Here is a 20532-nt window from a genome sequence, read left to right as displayed (position 1 = left end):
TCCTATCCATCGCCGGTCGGTCGCCGGCTGGGGGCAAGCCTAAGCCGATCGCTTTACCAAGATCAATGGAAGTCGTGGCTGCGGATCGGAATCACGTCCTCCGGCCAGTCCCGATAGTGCCCGTCTCTGTAATGATAGTCGGTGCGGTTGCGCGGCTTCCACCCGGCGTCGCCGCGATCGGGCGCGCCGGGGTGGGTCGCGCCATCGCCGCGGGCCACGAGAGAGGGTAGGTCGATCTCCCCCACTTTGCGCAGCATCCAGGTAAGATCGGTGATCAGATCGGCGACGACATGGATCACGATCCCTTCCTTTTGCACGCGGCCGCGGATGCTGACCATCGCGGAGGACATGACGGTGCGGCGCTGCGCCTCGAACCGGTCGGGCCAAAGGATGCCGTTGGCGACGCCGGTCTCGTCCTCGATGGTGATGAACAGCACGCCCTTCGCGCTGCCCGGCCGCTGGCGGACGAGGATGATGCCGGCGACGTCGACCAGCGTGCCTTCCTTGATGGTTTTCAATTCTTCACAGCAGACGCAGCGGCGTTCACGCAGGCGATCGCGCAGGAAGGTGAGCGGGTGCTGGCGCAGCGTCAGCTGGGTGGCGCGATAATCCTCCACGACTTCGCGGCCCGCAGTGAGCGCGCGCAGGTGGACAGGATCCTCCTTCGTCTCGATGGCGGCGAGCAAAGGGAGCGGGGTGTCGCCGAGGCCGCGGATCGCCCACAGCGCCTGTCGCCGGTCGAGCCCCATGCCGGCAAAGGCATCCGCCTTGGCGAGTTTCTCCAGCGCGGCGAGCGGTACGCCCGAGCGGCGCCATACATCCTCGACCGAGGTGAAGGGGCGGGCAGCACGGGCGGTGATGATCTTGCCGGCATCGGCGGCGGAAAGGCCGTGGACGATGCGCAGGCCGAGGCGGAGCGGCTTTTGCGCCCTGCGATCCTCCAGCAGCGCCGTGTCCCACTCGCTGGCCATGATGCACACCGGCAGGATCTCGACGCCATGCGCGCGGGCATCGCGGACGATCTGTGCCGGGGCGTAGAATCCCATCGGCTGGGCATTGAGCAATGCTGCGCAGAACACGTCGGGATGATGGCATTTCATCCATGACGAGGCGTAGGCGATCTTGGCGAAGCTGGCCGCGTGGCTTTCGGGGAAGCCGTAGCTGCCGAACCCCTCGATCTGCTTCACCAGCCGTTCGGCAAAGGCCTGCGAGATGCCGTTGGTGCGCATGCCGGCGATCAGCTTTTCGCGAAACTCGCCCACGCCGCCGGTCATCTTGAATGTCGCCATCGCGCGGCGCAGCAAGTCCGCCTCACCCGGGGTAAAGCCGGCACCGATGATCGCGACCTGCATCGCCTGTTCCTGGAATAGCGGCACGCCAAGCGTCTTCTGCAACACCGCTTTCAAGGCATCATTGGGATATTCGACCAGCTCCTTGCCCTCTCGGCGCTTCAGATACGGATGCACCATGTCGCCCTGGATCGGGCCGGGACGGACGATCGCGACCTGGATGGCGATGTCGTAGAAATTCCTCGGCTTCATCCGCGGCAACATGCTCATCTGCGCGCGGCTCTCGATCTGGAAGACGCCGAGCGTATCGGCCCGGCGGATCATCTCGAACGTCGGTTCATCATCGTCCTGCAAGGGCTCGCTCGCCATCGTCATCGCGATCCCCTTGTGCTGACCCAGCAGATCGAACCCGCGCCGCATGCAGCCGAGCATGCCGAGGCCGAGGATATCGACCTTCATGAAGCCAAGATGCTCGATATCCTCCTTTTCCCATTCGATGACGTGGCGATCGACCATCGCGGCCGGCTCGATCGGGACAAGATCGTGGAGCGGATCGCGCGTCAGGACGAAGCCGCCGGGGTGCTGCGACAAATGGCGGGGCGTGCCGATCAGCTCCTTGGCGAGCTCAAGCGCGAGCGCGAGGCGTGGTTCGCCGGCGTCCAGGTTAAGCGCCTGTACGTGGCTGTCGGGAACGCCCTCGTTCGACCAGCCCCACACCTGGCCGGCGAGCGCGGAGGTCATGTCCTCGGGCAGGCCGAGCACCTTGCCCACTTCGCGGATCGCGCCGCGGGTGCGGAAGCGGCTGACCACCGCGGTCAGCGCGGCATGATCCCGGCCATAGGTTTCGTAGATCCACTGGATCACTTCCTCGCGCCGCTCATGCTCGAAATCGATGTCGATATCGGGCGGTTCGCGGCGTTCCTCCGAGACGAAGCGTTCGAAGAGGAGCTGGTGCTTGACCGGATCGATCGAGGTGATGCCGAGGACGAAGCAGATGACCGAATTGGCCGCCGAGCCGCGGCCCTGGCACAGGATCTCGATCGAGCGGGCGTAGCTGACGATCGAGTTTACGGTGAGGAAATAAGGCGCGTAGCCCATCTTCGCGACGAGCGAGAGTTCGTGTTCGAGCTGCCGGGTATAGGGCTCCGGCGGCGCGCCATCGAAGCGATCGGCGAGTGCGTTGCGCGACAGGCGTTCCAGCGCCTCCTGCGCGGTGCGGCCGGACATGATGATCTCGTCGGGATATTGATAGTCGAGGTCGCGCAGCGAGAAGGTGCAGCGTTCGACGATCGCCTCCACCGCGGCGAGCGCATCGGGGTAAGCGGCGAAGCGGCGCGCCATTTCGTCGGGCGGCTGGAGATGGCGATCGGCATGGCGTTCGCGGCGGAAACCGAGCTCGTCGACCGTGCATTTCTCGCGGATCGCGGTGACGACGTCCTGCAACATCCGGCGATCGGGCTTGTGGTACAGCACGTCGCCGGTGGCGAGCGGGGTGAGGCCGTAGGCGGCGGCGGCCTGCGCGGTCTCGGCAAAGCGCCGCCGTTCGCCCGGGCGGCGCCAGGGGGTGAGGCAGAGGTGGCCGCGCCGGCCGAAGATGTCGGTAGTGGCGGCCAGCGCGGTCGGCGCCGCGCCACTGCGCCCCGGCACCAGCGCGGCGACGAGGCCGTCCCCATGCGCGGCGACATCCTCCCAGTGGAGGAAGCATTGGCCTTTCTCGCCGCGCCGCGCGTCAGCGCGCGACTTGCCGAGCGTGAGGAGGAGGGTGAGCCGGCTCCAGGCGGCGCGATCCTCCGGCCAGACGAGGAGGGATTCGCCGGTGACCAGATCGAGCCGGCAGCCGGGGATGGAGCGGATGAGGAGGCCGTGCTTCGCCTTCAGCTGCTCGCACGCATAGAGCGCGCGGACCACGCCGGCGACCGAGTTGCGATCGGTGATGCCGAGCGCCGGCATCCCCATCAGTGCGGCGGTGGCGAACAGCTCCTCGCAGGAGGACGCGCCGCGCAGGAACGAGAAGTGGGTCGTGACCTGAAGCTCGCTGTAGGTCACGCGGCACCATGCGGATCATGCAAAGGTGCCATGGATGTACCAGCTGAGATCGCCCGTTTCCGCGCGCTCGCCATCACCGCGGCGGAACAGCCAGAAGCGGTGGCCCTGTTCGTCCTCGACGCGGAAATAATCGCGCACCCCGTCGCGTTCGCCCCGGCGCCGCCACCATTCGCCGGTGATCCGCTCCGGCCCGTCGGAATGGGTGACTCGGTGCGGGCGGCCGCGCCAGGTGAAGCGGCGCGGCGCATGATCGGGCATTTCGGCCATGACGTGGTCGATCGGCTCGGGACGGCGCAGCAATCGTGCGGGGCGCGGCCAGCGCGGGTGCCAGGGGTGATCGGGCGTGCGGCCGTCGAGCTGGCGCACATCGTCGCGCTTCAGGCGGGTGGCGGCGGTGGCGGGGGGATCGAGGGGCGGCAGCGGGGCGACCGAGCGTTCGGGGACGTCGCTTTCGATCGGCTGGTGCCGCCACAAACGCGTCGGGCCGATGCGGTTGGCGAGCGTGTCGACCAAAGGGGCAAGATCGGGCGCCTGCTGTTCGGCAAGCGCCGCGCCCAGCGTTTCGGGACCGAGCGGGTCGGCGCGGACGAGGTGAAGCGTCAGCGCGTCGAGGCCGTAGCCGACGTCGATTTCCTCGATCCGGCGGGCGATGAGACGCAGCAGGTGCGACGGTTCGCGGCTGGCGCGCGCGAGACCGATGCGGATCACCTGATCGGTCGAATCGACACGCGCGGCGACGAAGGCGAGCGCGCGGGCGCCGACCCCTGCGTTGGCCAGCGCTGCCGCCAGATCATCAACGAGGCCGGCGAGCCAATGGCCGATCGTATCGGCGGTGGCGATCGGTTCGGCGAAGCGGCGGGTGACGGCGATCGGCTGCACCGGGATGATCGGATCGAGCGGTTCGGGCAGGGCGCCGGTCGCCTGGTCGAGCCGCTGCGCGATCGTCTTGCCGAAGCGGCGGACGAGCGGGGCGCGGGGCATCGCCATGAGCTCGCCGATCGTCTCCACGCCGAGCCGGGCGAGCAATTCGCGCGCGCCATCGGCGAGGCGGAGCGCGGTGACCGGCAGCGGGACGAGCGCGGCGACATGCGCGCCGGGGGGGGTGATCGCAGCGGGCGCAGCCTGACGGGCGAAGGCCCAGGCGGCGCCCGCGGTGTCGGCGATCGCCAGCTGCGCGGTGATGCCGAGCCGGGCGAGCAGGCGCAGCAGGCGGCGCGCCATCGCTTCCTCGCCACCGTGGAGGTGCGCGGTGCCGCTGATCTCCAGGAACAGGCCATCGCTGTCTGACAGTGCGACCACCGGGCACCAGCGACGGGCGAGCGCAGTGGCGAGGCGGTGCAGATCGGCGAGGTCGCCGGCGGCATCCGCATCACGCACGTCGATGTCTGGGACGGCGGCGCGCGCCTGAGTCAGCGCCATGCCCGGCGTGAGGCCGAGGGCGCGTGCCTCGGGCGAGGCGGCGGCGATTTCGATGCGGCTGCCGATCTTGTGGACGGTGATCAAGGGCGGCGGAAGTTCTCGAACATTGCGCTTGTGAGGTTTGGGGGCGGGATGTTGGAGATTGCTGGCGCGGGCGACGGTGTTGGCGAGGGTGCGGCCGGTGTCGAAAAAGGGTGCGACGCCGGGGACCCGCGCGCCGGCATCATTGGAGCCGCAGCGGGCGTATTTGTCGGGGTGGGGTCCCTCGCCGGGGTAGCGGACGCTGGGCATGGCGTTCCACCGTGCGAGCGCGGCGGCGGCGCGGTCGTCGGCGTTGGGATCGAGGCCGTCGAAGCCGCGCCAGCGGGTGTTGGGCACGTCCTCCGGATCGGGACGCACGGGTAGCGTCGTGGGCACGGGGCGCGCGCCTTCGTCCGGCGGCATGGCGCGGAAGGGATGGTCGGCGGCCTCGCTGCGGCGGCCCATTTCGCGCATTGGCGGGCGCTGATGCGCGGGCATCGCCTCCACCTGGCGTGCGACATCGGCGCGCGTCGATTGCGACCAGCGCTTCTCAACAGGCGCAGACGCATCGCTGCGCGCCCAGCGCGCGCCGGGGCGCCAGCCGGTGTTCTTCGGCGCGTCGCATTGCAGCACCTGTTCCTCGGCCACCGCCGCCGTTAGCGGCGCGAGATCGAGCGGCCCTGAATCGAGCGAATTGCCCGGTTCAGGCCGCGGCGTTGGTGCGCGGCGACGCTCGGCCCGGCGCACGCGATCGATCGCCCAGTGCGGCAGGTAGAGCGAGACGACCCGTGTCATCGCAGGCCTCCAGCAAAGTGTCGAAAGGGTCGCCGCCGCGTTGCCGCACCAGCGAGACGGCCCAGCGCGGGCGGCCCATGCTGCCGCAGCGCAGGGGAACGGAGGGGGCGGAAGCGATCCGCCAGCGGGTGAGCGCCGCGGAGGGCGGGGCCAGCGGATCGGCATCCTCGCGCGCATGGCGGCGCAGGAGGAGCGCGATCGTGCGGCCCCCTTCGGCGGCGAGTTGCAGCCGGCGGGTGGCAGGCATGGCAGCGCGCTTCACCTCGCCGATCACCGCGCCAAGACCGCGGTGGCGCAGCCCTTCCTCCATCAGCGCGAGCACTTCGGCATCGTCGCGCGCCTCGGCATAAAGGACGCGTTCGGGGGAGAGGCCCGCCTGGTAGAGGCCGGGGGCGAACAGATCGCGCCGGCGCACGACCCACAGGATCGGACCCCAGGCGCGCGCGGCAATCCCCGCCATGAACAAGGTGGCGGCCGAATCATCGCACATGTCGGCGCCCTTCGCCGCGACCTCGTGCAGCCCATCGAGCCGCAGCCCGCCGTCGGCGAGCCGCGAATCCATATCCGCCACGCCGAAGGGCAGCGTCTCGCGCCGGCGATGGCCGTCGCCCTCAATGGCGCGGAGCGTTTCTCTCAGCTCGGCAATGGTGGCAGGGGATGGCACGGGCACGACTCACTCAAAACTCACGTTCCTCTTTTGTTCCTACAACCGGCGGAGTCAATCGTGCGACTCGAAACCATGATCCATGGCGGTTTCGGCGGACGAAAAGGTCGTGTCACATTTCCTTGCATCGCAGACGCTGGCGCTGTGCGTTGAAATTTTATAACAAGGATTCGATCTGCTCACCGGCGCGTTGTCCGGTGCAACAAGTAACCGGAGAAACTATGGCGGACGCCGCCCGCAGCAATCTGCCCCCGCTCGCGCTGCATGTGCCCGAGCCCAAGTTCCGCCCCGGCGACACGGTCGATTTTTCGGATGTGGAGATCCCCGCCGCGGGATCGGTGCGCCGCCCGGACACTGCCGAGGACGCGCGCGGGTTCACCGACCTCGTCTATACGATGGTCCGCGTGCTCGATGACGACAATCGCGCGGTCGGCCCGTGGGATCCCAAGCTGTCGCCCGATACGCTGCGCCGCATGCTGCGCCATATGGCGACGGTGCGCGCGTTCGACGAACGCATGTTCCGCGCGCAGCGGCAGGGCAAGACGAGCTTCTACATGAAGTCGCTGGGCGAGGAGGCGGTGGCCGTGCCGCAGGCCTATGCGCTCGACGCCGACGACATGTGCTTTCCGTCCTATCGCCAGCAGGGCCTGCTGATCGCGCGCGGGTGCCCGCTGGTCGACATGATGAACCAGATCTATTCGAATGCGGGTGACAAGCTGCAGGGCAAGCAGCTGCCGATCATGTATTCGGAGAAGCGCTTCAGCTTCTTCTCGATCTCCGGCAACCTCACGACGCAATATCCGCAGGCGGTGGGCTGGGCGATGGCGTCCGCATCGAAGGGCGACACGCGCATTGCCGCCACCTGGTGCGGCGAGGGATCGACCGCGGAGGGCGACTTCCACTCCGCGTTGACCTTTGCCACCGTCTATCGCGCACCGGTGATCTTCAACGTCGTCAACAACCAATGGGCGATTTCGAGCTTTTCCGGCTTTGCCGGCGCGGAGGCGACGACCTTTGCCGCGCGCGCGGTTGGCTATGGCATCGCTGGCCTGCGGGTCGACGGCAATGACGCGCTGGCGGTCTATGCCGCCACGCAGTGGGCGGCGGAGCGTGCGCGGACCAACCAGGGCCCCACGCTGATCGAGCATTTCACCTATCGCGCCGAAGGGCATTCCACGTCCGACGACCCGTCGCAATATCGCAGCGCGGGCGAGCCGACCGCATGGCCGCTGGGCGACCCGATCCGCCGGCTGAAGGATCACCTGATCACCATCGGCGAATGGGACGAGGAGCGCCAGGCGGCGATGGACAAGGAAGTCGCCAACGAGGTGAAGGCCGCGCAGAAGGAAGCCGAGAAGAACGGCATCCTTGGCCATGGCCTGCACCAGCCGCTCGACACGCTGTTCGACGGCGTGTTCGAGGAGATGCCGTGGCATCTGCGCGAACAGCAGGCGCAGATGATCGCCGAGGAAGAGGAAAGCGGGCGACCGTGGGCGCGCAAGAAGTGAGCGCTGCGACGGTGAGTGCCGCCGCCCCGACGGCGAACAGCCACGGCCGCGCCCCCGGCGGCTCTTTCGACATGATGCGTTTATGGATCCCCGCCTGCGCTGGGATGACGGAGTTGGCCTGGTGAGTGACGTGATCGAGACGAACGCGGAAAATACGGCGGTGGAGACTGACGCCGCCGGCGCCACCCAGCGCATGAACATGATCCAGGCGATCAATTCCGCCATGGACGTGTTGATGGCGCGCGACCCCGACGTCGTGGTGATGGGCGAGGACGTGGGCTATTTCGGCGGCGTGTTCCGCGCGACGGCCGGCCTGCAGGCGAAATATGGCAAGACGCGCGTGTTCGACACGCCGATCACCGAGATCGGCATCATCGGCGTCGCGATCGGCATGGGCGCGTACGGGCTGCGCCCGGTGCCCGAGATCCAGTTTGCCGATTACATCTACCCCGCGCTCGACCAATTGGTGAGCGAGGCGGCACGGCTGCGCTATCGCTCGGACGGGGAATTCACCGCGCCGATCACGGTGCGCTCGCCGTTCGGCGGCGGCATTTTCGGCGGGCAGACCCATTCGCAGAGCCCGGAGGGGATCTTCACCCACGTCTCCGGCCTGAAGACGGTGATTCCGTCGACGCCCTATGACGCCAAGGGGCTGCTGATCTCCGCGATCGAGGACAATGATCCGGTCATCTTCTTCGAGCCCAAGCGAATCTACAACGGCCCGTTCAACGGCCATTGGGATCGCCCGGCGGCGAACTGGTCCAAGCATCCCGCAGGCGAGGTGCCGACCGGCTATTACAAGATCCCGCTGGGCAAGGCGGCGGTCGTGCGCGAGGGCCAGGCGGTGACGATGCTGGCCTATGGCACCATGGTTCACGTCTGTGCCCAAGTGGTCGAGGATACCGGTATTGACGCCGAGATCATCGACCTGCGCACGCTGGTGCCGCTCGACATCGAGACGATCGAGGAGAGCGTGAAGAAGACCGGGCGCTGCCTGATCGTCCATGAGGCGACGCGCACCGGCGGGTTCGGCGCGGAGCTGTCGGCGCTGGTGCAGGAGCGGTGTTTCTATCACCTGGAGGCGCCGGTGGAGCGCGTGACCGGGTTCGACACGCCGTATCCGCACAGCCTGGAATGGGCGTATTTCCCCGGCCCCGTGCGCATCGGCATGGCGCTGAAGAAGATCATGAAGGACTGACACCCAGTCCCACCCGCCCCGTCCGTCCCGCGCGAAGTCGAGGGGCGGGGCTTCGCGAGACAGTGTCTCGACTTCGCTCGACACGAACGGATTTGGATCAGGCTATGGCGCGTTTCACCTTTAAGCTGCCCGATATCGGCGAAGGCATTGCCGAGGCGGAGATCGTCGGCTGGCATGTCGCGGTGGGCGACCGGATCGAGGAAGACCAGAATATCGCCGACATGATGACCGACAAGGCGACGGTCGAGATGGAATCGCCGGTGTCGGGCGTGGTGGTCGAACTGGCCGGGGAGGTCGGCGACCAGATCGCGATCGGCGCGATGCTGGTGGTGATCGAAACCGACGCCGATGCGTCGGTCGAGCCGGAGGGCGAGACCGCGGCGGAGGTCGAGCAGAAGCTGGGCGGCGCGCACGAAGCCGCGGCATTCGAGGCGGAGAATCCCGGCGTCGAGGACGTGGTGGAAGCGGCGCCGGCCACTCCGGCTCCGGCTCCGGCTCCGGCTCCGGCTGCATCGGTGGCTGCTGCGCCGGTTGCCGAGGTGGCGCCTGCCGCGGCGTCGGCGGCTCCTGTTCTGGCCTCCCCGGCGGTGCGCGCGCGGGCGAAGGATCTGGGCGTCGACCTCTCGCAGGTGAAGGTGTCGGAGGGTGACCGCATCCGCCACGCCGACCTGGACGCCTATCTGCGCTATGCCGGTGGGCAGGGCTATCATGCGCCGCATGCCAGCCGCGCGCGCGAGGACGAGCAGGTCAAGGTGATCGGGATGCGTCGCCGCATCGCCGAGAACATGGCCGCGTCGAAGCGCAACATCCCGCACTTCACCTATGTCGACGAAATCGACGTGACCGCGCTGGAGGAGATGCGCGCCGACCTGAACGACAATCGTGGCGGGCGGCCGAAGCTGACCATGCTGCCGTTCCTGATCGTCGCGATCTGCCGCACCTTGCCGCAGTTCCCGATGCTCAACGCGCGCTACGATGACGAGGCGGGCGTGGTGACTCGGTCGGGCCGGGTGCACCTGGGCATGGCGGCGCAGACCGATGCTGGCCTCACCGTGCCGGTGATCCGCGATGCGCAGGACAAGAATGTCTGGCAGCTGGCAACCGAGATCGGGCGTCTCGCGGAAGCGGCGCGCACGCAGAAGCTGAAGCCGGAGGAACTGGGCGGCGGGACGATCACCGTCACCTCGCTGGGGCCGCTGGGCGGGATTGCGACGACTCCGGTGATCAACCGGCCGGAAGTGGCGATCATCGGGCCGAACAAGATCGTCGAGCGGCCTGTATTCCGCCCTAATGGTTTTGGGGGCGACGACATCGTCCGCGCCAAGCTGATGAACCTGTCGATCAGCTGCGACCATCGCGTCGTCGATGGCTGGGATGCGGCAAGCTATGTCCAGGCGGTCAAGAAGCTGCTCGAGACGCCGGTGATGTTGTTCGCCGACTGAGGCGGGGACGCGTCACCCCGGGACGGATCCCGGGGTGATGCCACCGGATCTAGACGCGGCGGCCGGTGAAGAGCTGCACCAGCCCGACGATCAGCGCGATCACCAGCAGGATGTGGATCAGGCCGCCAGCGACATGCAGGCTGAAGCCGAGGAGCCATAGGACCAGCAGGATGACAACGATCGTCCAGAGCAAAGCGCGTTCCTTTCCCAAGTGATATATGGTGAACGATGCCGCGGGCGGCCCGTTCCGACCTTCTTGGCAACATTTTGAAACATTGCCGGCGCGACTGATCAGGGAAGGGCAGGGGGGGATTGCCCCTCATCGCATCCCGATCTATATTGACCGTGCTTTCTCTTACATCGCCAGATGCAAGGGGTCGCGGGGCAGGGCTCCGCGGCGGCAACAACCTGTGTGTATGTGGAGACCCGATGGCGGATTTGGCCGCACTGACCCAGATGATCGAGACCGAGGCCAAGGCACTCGGGTTCGACCTCGTGCGTGTCGCGCTGTTCGGCAAGGGTGACGAACGCACGCTGCAGGTGATGGCGGAGCGGCCCGACACGCGGCAGCTGACGATCGACGATTGCGCCGACCTGTCGCGCCGGATCTCCGACGTGCTCGACGCGCTGGAAGAGGAAGGGCGTGACCCGATCGAGGGCGCCTATCGCCTGGAAGTGTCGAGCCCCGGCATCGATCGCCCGCTGACGCGCCTGTCGGATTACACCGACTGGGCCGGACATGAGGCGAAGCTGACGCTGGACGCGCCGCTCGACGGGCAAAAGCAGTTCCGCGGCGAGATCGTCGGCGTCGAGGGTGAGGAAATCACCATCCGCAATCGTACCGGCTCGGTGGCCAACGTTCCCTTCGCGCGGATCACTGACGCGAAGCTGGTGCTGACCGACAAATTGATCGCTGCAACCGTCCCGCTCTCCGTCGAGGGCGCGGAAGAAGAAGAAATCGAAGCAGAGGAAACCGAGTAATGGCTACCGGCGTCACCGCGAACCGTGCGGAACTGATCGCGATCGCCAACAGCGTCGCCAGCGAGAAGATGATCGACAAGGCGATCGTCATCGAGGCGATGGAGGATGCGATCCAGCGTGCGGCGCGTACCCGCTACGGCCAGGAAATGGACATCCGCGCAAAGCTGGACCCCAATAACGGTGACCTTCGCCTGTGGCGTGTCGTCGAAGTGGTCGAGCAGGTCGACGACATCTACAAGCAGGTCGACGTCAATGGCGCGCAGAAGCTGCAGAAGGGCGCGACCGTCGGCGACTTCCTGGTCGATCCGCTGCCGCCGATCGAATTCGGCCGCATCCAGGCGCAGGCTGCCAAGCAGACGATCTTCCAGAAGGTTCGCGATGCCGAGCGCGAGCGCCAGTATGAGGAATTCAAGGACCGCGCCGGCGAGATCATCACCGGCGTCGTGAAGCGCGTCGAGTTCGGCCACATCGTCGTCGACCTGGGCCGCGCCGAGGGCGTCATCCGCCGCGACCAGCAGATCCCGCGCGAAGTGGTGCGTGTGAACGACCGTATCCGGTCGCTGATCCTGAAGGTGGTGCGCGAGAACCGCGGGCCGCAAATCTTCCTCTCGCGCGCACATCCGGACTTCATGAAGAAGCTGTTCGCGCAGGAAGTGCCGGAGATCTACGACGGCATCATCGAGATCAAGGCTGCCGCCCGCGACCCGGGCAGCCGCGCGAAGATCGGCGTCATCAGCCACGATTCGTCGATCGATCCGGTCGGCGCATGCGTCGGCATGAAGGGTAGCCGCGTTCAGGCCGTCGTGCAGGAAATGCAGGGCGAGAAGATCGACATCATCCCGTGGTCGCCGGACATCGCGACCTTCGTCGTTAACGCGCTGCAGCCGGCGAACGTCAGCCGCGTGATCATCGACGAGGAAGAGGAGCGGATCGAGGTGGTCGTTCCCGACGACCAGCTGAGCCTTGCCATCGGGCGTCGCGGTCAGAACGTGCGCCTGGCGTCGCAGCTGACCGCCAAGGCGATCGACATCATGACCGAGACCGATTCGTCGGAGAAGCGTCAGCAGGAATTCGTCAGCCGGTCGGAAGCGTTCCAGAACGAGCTGGACGTCGACGAGACGCTGGCCCAGCTGCTGGTGGCCGAAGGCTTCACCGAGCTGGAAGAGGTCGCCTATGTCGAGCTGGACGAGCTGGCGGCGATCGAAGGGTTCGACGAGGATCTGGCGCAGGAGCTGCAGAGCCGTGCGGCCGAGGCGATCGAGCGCCGCGAGCAGGCCAATCGCGAAGCGCGCCAGGCGCTGGGCGTGGAGGATGCGGTGGCGCAGCTGCCGCACCTGACCGAAGCGATGCTGGTCACGCTGGGCAAGGCCGGGATCAAGACGCTGGACGATGTTGCCGACCTCGCCACCGACGAACTGATCGAGAAGAAGCGTGCCGAGCCGCGCCGCCGCAACGAGGACGCACCGCGCCGTCCCGAGCACAAGGGCGGTGTGCTGGGCGAATATGGCCTGACCGAAGAGCAGGGCAATGAGATCATCATGGCTGCCCGTGCGCATTGGTTCGATGATGAGGAGGCCGCGGCGGCCGATGTTGCGACGGAGGAGTCGGAGGCCTGATGCCGTTCGTGTCGATCAGACTGGCAGGCTCCGCATCCAAGGAGCAGAAGGCGGGGATCGTGGCTGACGTCACGTCCTCGCTGGTCACGCGGCTGGGCAAGAATCCGGCCGCGGTCCAGATCGTGATCGAGGAAGTTTCGACGGAGAATTACGGTGCCGGCGGCGTGCTGATCGTTGATCGCGACTCGCCTGCCGCACCGAAAGAGGGAGACGCGCATGCGGAACCCTCACAATGATCGGCTAACGATCCGCAGCGCCAACCAACATCAGGCCGGCAGCCACCAGGTTGCCGGGCGGGAGGCGCGCATGAGCGATCCTGTCCGTACCTGCATCCTGTCGCGCGAGGAAGCGCCGCGCGACGGCCTGGTCCGGCTGGTGCTGGCGCCTGACGGACGCGTGCTGCCCGATGTGCGTGCCAAGGCGCCGGGGCGCGGGGCGTGGATCGGCGTGACCGCGGCAGAGCTTTCCGCCGCCCAGGCGAAGGGCAAGCTGCGCGGGGCGCTGGCGCGGGCGTTCAAGGCCGGCGAGATGATCATTCCCGATGATCTGCCCGCGATGATCGCCGCCGCGCTGGAGCGCCAGGCGCTCGACCGGCTGGGGCTGGAATCGCGCGCGGGCACCGTGCTGACCGGATCGGACCGCATTGCCGAGGCGGCGCGCGCCGGCCGGCTACACGCATTGTACCATGCCGCGGACGCGAGCGAGGACGGGCGGCGCAAGCTGGCCCAGGCGTGGCGAGTCGGATCGAACCGCGAGGGCAGCGGACTGGGGGGCTTGGTTCTGCCGATACCACGCCCCATATTGTCGATGGCGCTGGGCCGCGAAAACGTGGTACATATCGGCGTCACCGACCGCATGGCGGCCGGCAGGTTGAGCGACGCGCTCGATCGCTGGCGCCGCTTTATCGGCCCTGATAGCCCAGAAGCTCATCAAAGTGATACTTTGGTGGGTGGTCTGACCTCCGCACCTTGCGCAACGGCCGCGCAAGGCGCATCGGCGCCCGAGCTTTCCGGGCATGTACCGGCCGTGACGACACACGAGGAATTTGAGTGAGCGAGACCGACAACGATAAGCCGAAACTTGGCATGCGCGCGCCTCTGGGCGTCCGACGCACCGTCGAGACCGGCAAGGTGAAGCAAAGCTTCAGCCACGGCCGCTCCAATACGGTGATCGTGGAAACCAAGAAGGCCCGCACCTTCCGCAAGCCGGGTGACCCCGCGCCGACGGAGCAGGTTGCCGCGCCGGCACCGGCGGAAGCCGAGGCGCCCGCCGCGCCCGCACCGCGCGCTGAGCCGCCCGCACCGCCGCGCGCCCCGTCCAACGAGACCCCGCAGGAGCGGCAGGCCCGCCTGCTGCGCGAGGCCGAGGAGCAGCGCATGCGTGCGCTGGAGGAACAGCGGCACCGCGAGGAGGCCGAGCGTGCCCGCGCGGCGGAGGAAGAAAAGCGCCGCGCCGAGGAGCGTGCCGCTGCTGCGGCCGAGGCTGCGCCTGCGCCCGGGCCTGCTCCGGCGGCACCCGAGCAGGTGGCTGAAACCCCGGCGGCTGCACCGCCCGCGCCCCCGGCCGAAGAGCCGCTGATGGTGCGCACGGGTGCGCCGATCATGTTCCGTCCGGTGGCCCCGCCGCCGCCGCCTCCCGCGCCCGAGCCCAAGGCACCAGTCGTCGAGGCGCCGGCTGCGCCGACGCCGGCACCGGCCGCGCCGGTAGCGGCCCCGCCGCCGCCGCCCGCGCCCAAGCCGACCCCTGCGCCGCCGCCTGCACCCCCGGTGCTGGGCCGCGACCCGTCGATGCCGGCGCCGCGCCGCTTCTCGCCGGTGGCACGTCCTGAGATTCCGAAGCCGCAGCCAAAGCCCGAGCCGAAGCCAGCGCCGGTCGCGGCAGCAGCCTCGACAGCCAGCGGATCGTCGGCCGGATCGTCCTCGCCGCAGCAGCGCAACCTGCCGTCGGGGCAGGCGACGCCGCGCAACAATGCGGCGCCGGCGCGTCCGCAGCAGCGCGACCGCAAGGGCGACGAGCGTCGTGGCGGCAAGCTGACGGTCACCCGCGCGCTGAACGAGGATGGCGCACGCGCCCGCTCGCTCGCCGCGCTGAAGCGTGCGCGCGAAAAGGAAAAGCGTGGCTGGACCGGCCCGCGCGAACCGCAGGCCAAGCAGGTCCGCGACGTTCAGGTGCCGGAGGCGATCACCGTCCAGGAGCTGGCGAACCGCATGGCGGAACGCGGCGCTGACCTGGTGAAGGCGCTGTTCAAGATGGGTTCGCCCGTCACCATGACACAGACGATCGACCAGGATACGGCCGAGCTGCTGGTCACCGAATTCGGCCACAATGTCGTGCGCGTCAGCGACAGCGACATCGATCTGGTGCTGGATACCGCGCCGGACGCCGAGGCCGATCTGAAGCCGCGTCCGCCGGTCGTGACGATCATGGGCCACGTTGACCATGGCAAGACCAGCCTGCTCGACGCGCTGCGCGGCACCGACGTGGTGCGCGGCGAGGCCGGTGGCATCACGCAGCATATCGGCGCCTATCAGGTGACGCTGAAGGACAAGTCGAAGATCACCTTCCTCGACACGCCGGGCCACGAGGCGTTCAGCGCCATGCGTGCGCGTGGTGCCGACGTCACCGATATCGTGGTGCTGGTGGTTGCCGCAGACGACGGGCTGATGCCGCAGACGATCGAGGCGATCAATCACACCAAGGCGGCCGGCAAGCCGATGATCGTGGCGATCAACAAGATCGACAAGCACGATGCCAATGCCCAGCGCGTGCGCGAGCGCCTGCTGGAGCATGACATCCAGGTCGAGGCGATGGGCGGCGAGACGCAGGACGTCGAGGTCTCCGCGCTGAAGAAGACCGGCCTCGACGAGCTGATCGAGAAGATCCAGCTGCAGGCCGAGCTGATGGACCTGAAGGCCAACCCCGACCGCGATGCCGAAGGCAGCGTGATCGAGGCGAAGCTGGACAAGGGCCGTGGCCCGGTTGCCACCGTGCTCGTCACCCGCGGCACGCTGAAGGTCGGCGACGTGTTCGTCGTCGGCGCGGAAAGCGGCAAGGTGCGTGCGATGGTCGACGACAAGGGTCGCCAGCTGAAGGAAGCGGGCCCGTCGACGCCGGTCGAGGTGCTCGGCATTTCGGGCACGCCGTCGGCTGGTGACCAGCTGCAGGTGGTCGAGAGCGAAGCGCGGGCACGCGAAGTTGCGGAATATCGCCAGGGCGTGCTGACGCAGAAGCGCACGACGGCTGCGCCGGCGAGCCTCGAGAGCATGTTCTCTGCGCTGGCAGCGAACAAGGCGATCGAATATCCGCTGGTGGTGAAGGCGGATACGCAAGGGACCGTCGAGGCGATCGTCGCCGCGATCAACAAGATCTCGACCGACGACATCCGCGCGCGCATCCTGCATTCGGGCGTCGGCGGCATCACCGAGAGCGACGTGAACGCGGCTGCGGCCTCGGGCGCGCCGATCATCGGCTTCCACGTCCGTGCCAATGCCAAGGCGCGCGAAATCGCCGAGCGGCACAAGGTGGCGTTGAAATATTATGACGTCATCTATGACCTGATCGACGAGATCCGCGCCGGCATGGCGGGCGAGCTTGGCCCCGAGGCGTTCGAGACGGTCGTTGGCCGCGCGGAAATCCGCGAGGTCTTCTCGGCCGGCAAGCACGGCAAGGCGGCCGGTCTGCTGGTGGTCGAGGGTGTCATCCGCAAGGCGCTCAAGGCCCGCATCACGCGCAACGACGTCATTATCTACAATGGCGAAATCGCTTCGCTGCGGCGCTTCAAGGACGACGTTCCCGAGGTTCGCGCGGGTCTGGAATGCGGTGTGACGTTCACGCAGAACTTCACCGACATCCGCCCGGGCGACTTCCTCGAAACGTTCGAGGTCGAGCTGCGCGAACGCACGCTGTAAGGACATGAACCCTCTCCCCCATGCGGGGAGAGGGGAGTCTCACGATGACCGATCAACCAGAAAAATCCGTCCGTACCCTGCGCGTTGGCGAACAGGTGCGTCATATCCTGTCGGAGATCCTGCAACGCGGCGACGTGCATGACGACGTGCTGACGACTCACCTGGTGAGCATCACCGAAGTGCGCATGTCCCCCGACCTGCGCCATGCGACGGTGTTCGTGAAGCCGCTGCTGGGCAAGGACGAGGAAGCGGTGCTGAAGGCGCTGCGTACCAACACCGCCTATCTGCAGCGCGAGGTCGCGCGGCGGGTGAAGATGAAATATGCCGCGCGCCTGAAGTTCCTGAGCGACGAGAGCTTCGACGAGGGCAGCCATATCGACCAGCTGCTACGATCGCCCACCGTGGCGCGCGATCTGGACGCCGGCGGGGAATAAACCGCCGGCTGCCGCTCAGCAGCCGAGCTTCTCCGCCAGGTCGATGAGGCTGTCGGCGGACCATTCCCAATCCTGCGCCAGCTTCGCATCGGGGGCGGGGCGGCCGCCATATTCCATCGGGCGTGACACGAAGGCGGTCTTGAGCCCGCAGGCGCGCGCGGCCGCGAGGTCGCTGTGGTGGGCAGCGACGAGGCACACCTCCTGCGGCGACAGGCCGAGGATCTCGGCAGTGCCGAGATAGGCGCGCGGATCGGGTTTGTAGGCGCGAGTGACTTCGGCACCCATGATCGCATCCCAGGGCAGGCCGCCGCGCCGCGCCATGTCGAGCATCAGCGCGATATTGCCGTTCGACAAGGTGACGATCGGGAAGCGGCCCTTGAGGCGCGTCAGCCCCTCAACCGAGTCGGGCCACGGCGTGAGGCGGCGCCAGGCGAAGGTCCAGTCCTGCAGCAATGCCTCGTCGAGCGTGGCGGGATCGACGCCCGCATCGTTCAGCGTTTCGTCCAGCATCTCGCGGTGGAGCACATCGAGGATGGTGAAGTCGCGGCCCGACTTGGCATAGGCCGCCATGCCGGTGAGATAGCGGCGGCGCCAATTGTCGGTGAAGGTGGCGGGATCGAGGTCGGCGCGGCCGATGCGCGCGAGGAAATCGGCGGATTCGGCGGTGATGCTGGTGCGCCAGTCGACTACCGTTCCGAACACGTCGAACGCAAGCACCTTCGGCAAATCGGACCCGGCCATGTATCCTCCCGTCTGTTTCGCCGGGTGCTACGAGTGATGCCCCCCGTGGACAAGCCGCGTTGATCGGGCCACTCACGCGACCGGCAACAGCAAGGCGGTGCGGCATGGCGTTCACGGCAACAATCCTTCTGCTCGGTTCGGGCGAGCTTGGGCGCGAGTTCGTGATCTCGGCCAAGCGGCTGGGCTGCTATGTCATCGCCTGCGACAGCTATGACGGCGCGCCGGCGATGCAGGTGGCGGATGCGCGCGAGATATTCTCGATGCTCGACGCGGACCTGCTGCGGGCGGCCGTGGAGAAGCACCGGCCCGATTTCGTCGTTCCCGAAGTGGAGGCGATCCGTACCGAAGTGCTGGCCGAGCTGGAGGCGGCGGGGACGACGATCGTTCCGTCGGCGCGCGCGACGATGATGACGATGAACCGCGACGGCATCCGCGAGGTCGCGGCGGTCGATCTGGGGCTGCGCACGTCGCGTTATCGCTATGCCGAGACGCTGGACGAGGTGCGCGCGGGGGCGGCGCACACCGGGCTGCCGTGCGTGATCAAGCCGGTCATGTCCTCATCGGGCAAGGGCCAGAGCACGGTGCGCGAGGAGGGCTCGCTGGAGGCGGCGTGGGATTATGCCGTGGCCAATATGCGCGGTGACCGGGCGCGGGTGATCGTCGAGGAGTTCGTCAATTTCGACTATGAGATCACGCTGCTGACGGTGCGCACGCGCGACGGCGTCGTGTTTTGCCCGCCGATCGGGCACCGGCAGGAACGCGGCGATTATCAGGAAAGCTGGCAGCCGGCCGCCATGTCGGACAAGGCGATTGCTGACGCGCAGGACATGGCGCGCAAGGTGGTGGACGATCTGGGCGGTTATGGCCTGTTCGGCGTGGAGTTCTTCGTCAAGGATGACGAGGTGATCTTTTCCGAATTGTCACCGCGCCCGCATGACACGGGCATGGTGACGCTGATCTCGCAATCGCTGAGCGAGTTCGACCTGCACGCCCGCGCGATCCTTGGCCTGCCGATCCCGACGCTGACCAGCTACGGCCCGTCCGCCTCCGCAGTGATCCTGGCGGATCGCGCGTCGGACACGGTGCGCTATGACGGCATCGCCGAGGCGCTGGCTACACCGGGGGGCGACGTGGACGTGCGGATTTTCGCCAAGCCGACGACACGGCCCTATCGCCGCATGGGCGTGGCGCTGGCGCGCGCCGCGACCACCGACGACGCCCGGCGCATTGCGGCCGAGGCGGCGTCGAAGGTTCAGCTTAGCTACGATCCGGCTTAGGCGGCGCGCTTGACGAGGCGCGGGTCGGCGGCGGCGACGCCGGTGGCGAGCACCAGCGCATCCTCGACGAAGCCAGTGGCGGTCTGGCCGTAGCGGCGAAGCGCGGCCATGCGGATGCGCCAGCCGACGTAGGAACTGGCGAGCGCGGTGCCGAGCGCGACCGCGGCGCCGGTCACCCGCTGCCCCTTGGGCGCCAGCGCCGCGCCGGCATAGGCGGAGGTGACGCTGCGCACGGCAAGGCCGATCGGCACGATCCGGTCGGGTGCGGTCTTCTGCTTGTCGCCCGCCATTTCCGCGGCGCTGAAGGCGACGGCGCCCCAGGCGATCAACGGGTTCTTGAACAATTTGGCGAGCGGCATGTCATCGGGCAGCGCGCCGCGACGGCCAGCGGCGGCAAGCGCGGCGAGCGGCACGATGCCGCGCTGACCCGCGGCCAGCCCGATGAGGTAGGAACGAAGCATCGGCGAATTCCTCGTGTGGTTCGCGCGAACAATCGTTGGGGGCGGCTTCGTATCCCGCGGGGGCCGTAAAACGGGGCGGCAGGAAAATAGTGGCGCGGCGCGCGCCGATGGGGAACAGCAACGCGATGGCCAAGCTCTATTTCTATTACGCCAGCATGAATGCGGGGAAATCGACCAACCTGCTGCAGGCCGATTTCAACTATCGCGAGCGCGGCATGGCGACGATGCTGTTCACCGCGGCGATCGACGATCGCTTTGCGGCGGGCACGATTACCTCGCGCATCGGCCTGTCGGCGCCGGCGACGATGTTCGACGCGAGCACCAACATCGCCGCCTGCGTGCTCGATCGCCATGCCGAGGAAACGGTGGCGTGCGTGCTGGTGGACGAGGCGCAGTTCCTGACCGCGGCGCAGGTCGACCAATTGGCGCGGCTGGCGGATGTCGATGGCATTCCGGTGCTGGCCTATGGCCTGCGCACCGATTTCCGGGGGGCATTGTTCGAGGGATCGGCGCGGCTGCTGGCGCTGGCCGATGCGCTGATCGAGATAAAGTCGGTCTGTGAATGCGGGCGAAAGGCGACGATGAACCTGCGCGTCGACGCCGAGGGGCGGCCGGTGGCGGCGGGCGCGCAGACCGAGATCGGCGGCAACGACCGTTATGTCGCGCTGTGCCGGCGGCATTTCACCGCCGCGCTGGAGCGTGGTGCGACGGGGGATGCCTGAGGTCCGGGAC

Annotated in this window: 17 protein-coding genes; 11 read left to right on the top strand and 6 right to left on the bottom strand. The window is 67.8% G+C overall.

What is annotated here, in order from left to right:
• Positions 1 to 62: 62 nt before the first annotated feature.
• Genes L8F96_RS06025 through L8F96_RS06015 form a run of 3 tightly spaced genes read right to left on the bottom strand, consistent with a single transcriptional unit; the run spans position 63 to position 6234 of the window.
• Entirely contained in the window at positions 63 to 3335 is a 3273-nt protein-coding gene (locus L8F96_RS06025; protein WP_334655514.1) for an error-prone DNA polymerase, read from the bottom strand.
• 15 nt (positions 3336 to 3350) lie between these two features.
• Positions 3351 to 5570: a DUF6504 family protein gene (locus tag L8F96_RS06020; protein WP_334655513.1), complete on the bottom strand. Its 2220-nt coding sequence runs from the start codon at positions 5568 to 5570 to the stop codon at positions 3351 to 3353.
• Positions 5479 to 6234 (bottom strand): ImuA family protein, encoded by a 756-nt coding sequence (locus L8F96_RS06015; RefSeq protein ID WP_241212641.1) that lies wholly within the window; start codon positions 6232 to 6234, stop codon positions 5479 to 5481. The genes L8F96_RS06020 and L8F96_RS06015 overlap by 92 nt, the downstream gene beginning before the upstream one ends.
• Before the next feature lie 221 nt (positions 6235 to 6455).
• Here L8F96_RS06015 and L8F96_RS06010 point away from each other — a divergent pair, with 221 nt between their 5' ends.
• From L8F96_RS06010 to L8F96_RS06000, 3 genes are all read left to right on the top strand, one after another.
• Complete coding sequence (locus L8F96_RS06010; RefSeq protein WP_046407296.1) at positions 6456 to 7742, top strand: 3-methyl-2-oxobutanoate dehydrogenase (2-methylpropanoyl-transferring) subunit alpha; 1287 nt, start codon at positions 6456 to 6458, stop codon at positions 7740 to 7742.
• Positions 7743 to 7935: 193 nt separating this feature from the next.
• Positions 7936 to 8940, top strand: a complete 1005-nt coding sequence (locus L8F96_RS06005; RefSeq protein ID WP_046407317.1) for an alpha-ketoacid dehydrogenase subunit beta — start codon at positions 7936 to 7938, stop codon at positions 8938 to 8940.
• A 104-nt stretch (positions 8941 to 9044) separates the two neighbouring features.
• The gene (locus tag L8F96_RS06000; protein WP_334655512.1) at positions 9045 to 10382 is read left to right on the top strand and encodes a dihydrolipoamide acetyltransferase family protein; all 1338 of its coding nucleotides are present in this window, start codon (positions 9045 to 9047) and stop codon (positions 10380 to 10382) included.
• Positions 10383 to 10431: 49 nt separating this feature from the next.
• On the opposite strand, the gene L8F96_RS05995 is transcribed toward L8F96_RS06000, so the two are convergent.
• The gene (locus L8F96_RS05995) at positions 10432 to 10575 is read right to left on the bottom strand and encodes a lmo0937 family membrane protein (protein WP_125945859.1); all 144 of its coding nucleotides are present in this window, start codon (positions 10573 to 10575) and stop codon (positions 10432 to 10434) included.
• A 236-nt stretch (positions 10576 to 10811) separates the two neighbouring features.
• On the opposite strand from L8F96_RS05995, the gene rimP reads away from it, so the two are divergent.
• From rimP to rbfA, 6 genes are all read left to right on the top strand, one after another.
• On the top strand, positions 10812 to 11363 hold the full coding sequence (gene rimP / locus L8F96_RS05990; protein ID WP_136452159.1) for a ribosome maturation protein RimP: 552 nt from the start codon (positions 10812 to 10814) through the stop codon (positions 11361 to 11363).
• Positions 11363 to 12979, top strand: coding sequence for a transcription termination factor NusA (gene nusA / locus L8F96_RS05985; protein ID WP_136452158.1), 1617 nt, complete (start codon positions 11363 to 11365; stop codon positions 12977 to 12979). The genes rimP and nusA overlap by 1 nt, the downstream gene beginning before the upstream one ends.
• Positions 12979 to 13215, top strand: a complete 237-nt coding sequence (locus L8F96_RS05980) for a tautomerase family protein (protein ID WP_046407304.1) — start codon at positions 12979 to 12981, stop codon at positions 13213 to 13215. The genes nusA and L8F96_RS05980 overlap by 1 nt, the downstream gene beginning before the upstream one ends.
• Positions 13216 to 13285: 70 nt before the next feature.
• The gene (locus tag L8F96_RS05975; RefSeq protein WP_334655511.1) at positions 13286 to 14032 is read left to right on the top strand and encodes a DUF448 domain-containing protein; all 747 of its coding nucleotides are present in this window, start codon (positions 13286 to 13288) and stop codon (positions 14030 to 14032) included.
• Complete coding sequence (gene infB / locus L8F96_RS05970) at positions 14029 to 16887, top strand: translation initiation factor IF-2 (protein ID WP_125945864.1); 2859 nt, start codon at positions 14029 to 14031, stop codon at positions 16885 to 16887. The genes L8F96_RS05975 and infB overlap by 4 nt, the downstream gene beginning before the upstream one ends.
• A 44-nt stretch (positions 16888 to 16931) precedes the next feature.
• On the top strand, positions 16932 to 17321 hold the full coding sequence (gene rbfA, locus L8F96_RS05965; protein ID WP_136452155.1) for a 30S ribosome-binding factor RbfA: 390 nt from the start codon (positions 16932 to 16934) through the stop codon (positions 17319 to 17321).
• A gap of 15 nt (positions 17322 to 17336) precedes the next feature.
• Here the strand turns inward: rbfA and L8F96_RS05960 are convergent, their stop codons facing one another.
• The gene (locus tag L8F96_RS05960; protein WP_334655510.1) at positions 17337 to 18062 is read right to left on the bottom strand and encodes a haloacid dehalogenase type II; all 726 of its coding nucleotides are present in this window, start codon (positions 18060 to 18062) and stop codon (positions 17337 to 17339) included.
• Positions 18063 to 18166: 104 nt separating this feature from the next.
• Between L8F96_RS05960 and purT the strand changes: the two genes are divergently transcribed.
• Positions 18167 to 19339: a formate-dependent phosphoribosylglycinamide formyltransferase gene (gene purT, locus L8F96_RS05955; protein ID WP_334655509.1), complete on the top strand. Its 1173-nt coding sequence runs from the start codon at positions 18167 to 18169 to the stop codon at positions 19337 to 19339.
• On the opposite strand, the gene L8F96_RS05950 is transcribed toward purT, so the two are convergent.
• Positions 19336 to 19800: a DUF4126 domain-containing protein gene (locus L8F96_RS05950; RefSeq protein WP_145117960.1), complete on the bottom strand. Its 465-nt coding sequence runs from the start codon at positions 19798 to 19800 to the stop codon at positions 19336 to 19338. The two genes, purT and L8F96_RS05950, sit on opposite strands and share 4 nt — an antisense overlap.
• A gap of 125 nt (positions 19801 to 19925) precedes the next feature.
• Between L8F96_RS05950 and L8F96_RS05945 the strand changes: the two genes are divergently transcribed.
• Positions 19926 to 20522: a thymidine kinase gene (locus tag L8F96_RS05945; protein WP_334655639.1), complete on the top strand. Its 597-nt coding sequence runs from the start codon at positions 19926 to 19928 to the stop codon at positions 20520 to 20522.
• Positions 20523 to 20532: the final 10 nt, after the last annotated feature.

Source organism: Sphingomonas panaciterrae (assembly GCF_036890205.1).
Lineage (GTDB): Bacteria > Pseudomonadota > Alphaproteobacteria > Sphingomonadales > Sphingomonadaceae > Sphingomonas > Sphingomonas panaciterrae.
Note: the sequence above shows the minus strand (reverse complement) of the source record. Positions and strands in the feature narration are given on the sequence as shown.

Excerpts from the sequence above, each read along its gene's own strand:
- L8F96_RS05945 (WP_334655639.1), top strand. The coding sequence starts at position 19,926 with ATGGCCAAGCTCTATTTCTATTACGCCAGCATGAATGCGGGGAAATCG.
- L8F96_RS05950 (WP_145117960.1), bottom strand. The coding sequence starts at position 19,800 with ATGCTTCGTTCCTACCTCATCGGGCTGGCCGCGGGTCAGCGCGGCATC.
- rbfA (WP_136452155.1), top strand. The coding sequence starts at position 16,932 with ATGACCGATCAACCAGAAAAATCCGTCCGTACCCTGCGCGTTGGCGAA.
- L8F96_RS06005 (WP_046407317.1), top strand. The coding sequence starts at position 7,936 with ATGAACATGATCCAGGCGATCAATTCCGCCATGGACGTGTTGATGGCG.
- L8F96_RS06010 (WP_046407296.1), top strand. The coding sequence starts at position 6,456 with ATGGCGGACGCCGCCCGCAGCAATCTGCCCCCGCTCGCGCTGCATGTG.
- L8F96_RS06000 (WP_334655512.1), top strand. The coding sequence starts at position 9,045 with ATGGCGCGTTTCACCTTTAAGCTGCCCGATATCGGCGAAGGCATTGCC.
- L8F96_RS05960 (WP_334655510.1), bottom strand. The coding sequence starts at position 18,062 with ATGGCCGGGTCCGATTTGCCGAAGGTGCTTGCGTTCGACGTGTTCGGA.
- L8F96_RS05975 (WP_334655511.1), top strand. The coding sequence starts at position 13,286 with ATGAGCGATCCTGTCCGTACCTGCATCCTGTCGCGCGAGGAAGCGCCG.
- rimP (WP_136452159.1), top strand. The coding sequence starts at position 10,812 with ATGGCGGATTTGGCCGCACTGACCCAGATGATCGAGACCGAGGCCAAG.
- purT (WP_334655509.1), top strand. The coding sequence starts at position 18,167 with ATGGCGTTCACGGCAACAATCCTTCTGCTCGGTTCGGGCGAGCTTGGG.
- L8F96_RS06020 (WP_334655513.1), bottom strand. The coding sequence starts at position 5,570 with ATGACACGGGTCGTCTCGCTCTACCTGCCGCACTGGGCGATCGATCGC.
- L8F96_RS05980 (WP_046407304.1), top strand. The coding sequence starts at position 12,979 with ATGCCGTTCGTGTCGATCAGACTGGCAGGCTCCGCATCCAAGGAGCAG.
- nusA (WP_136452158.1), top strand. The coding sequence starts at position 11,363 with ATGGCTACCGGCGTCACCGCGAACCGTGCGGAACTGATCGCGATCGCC.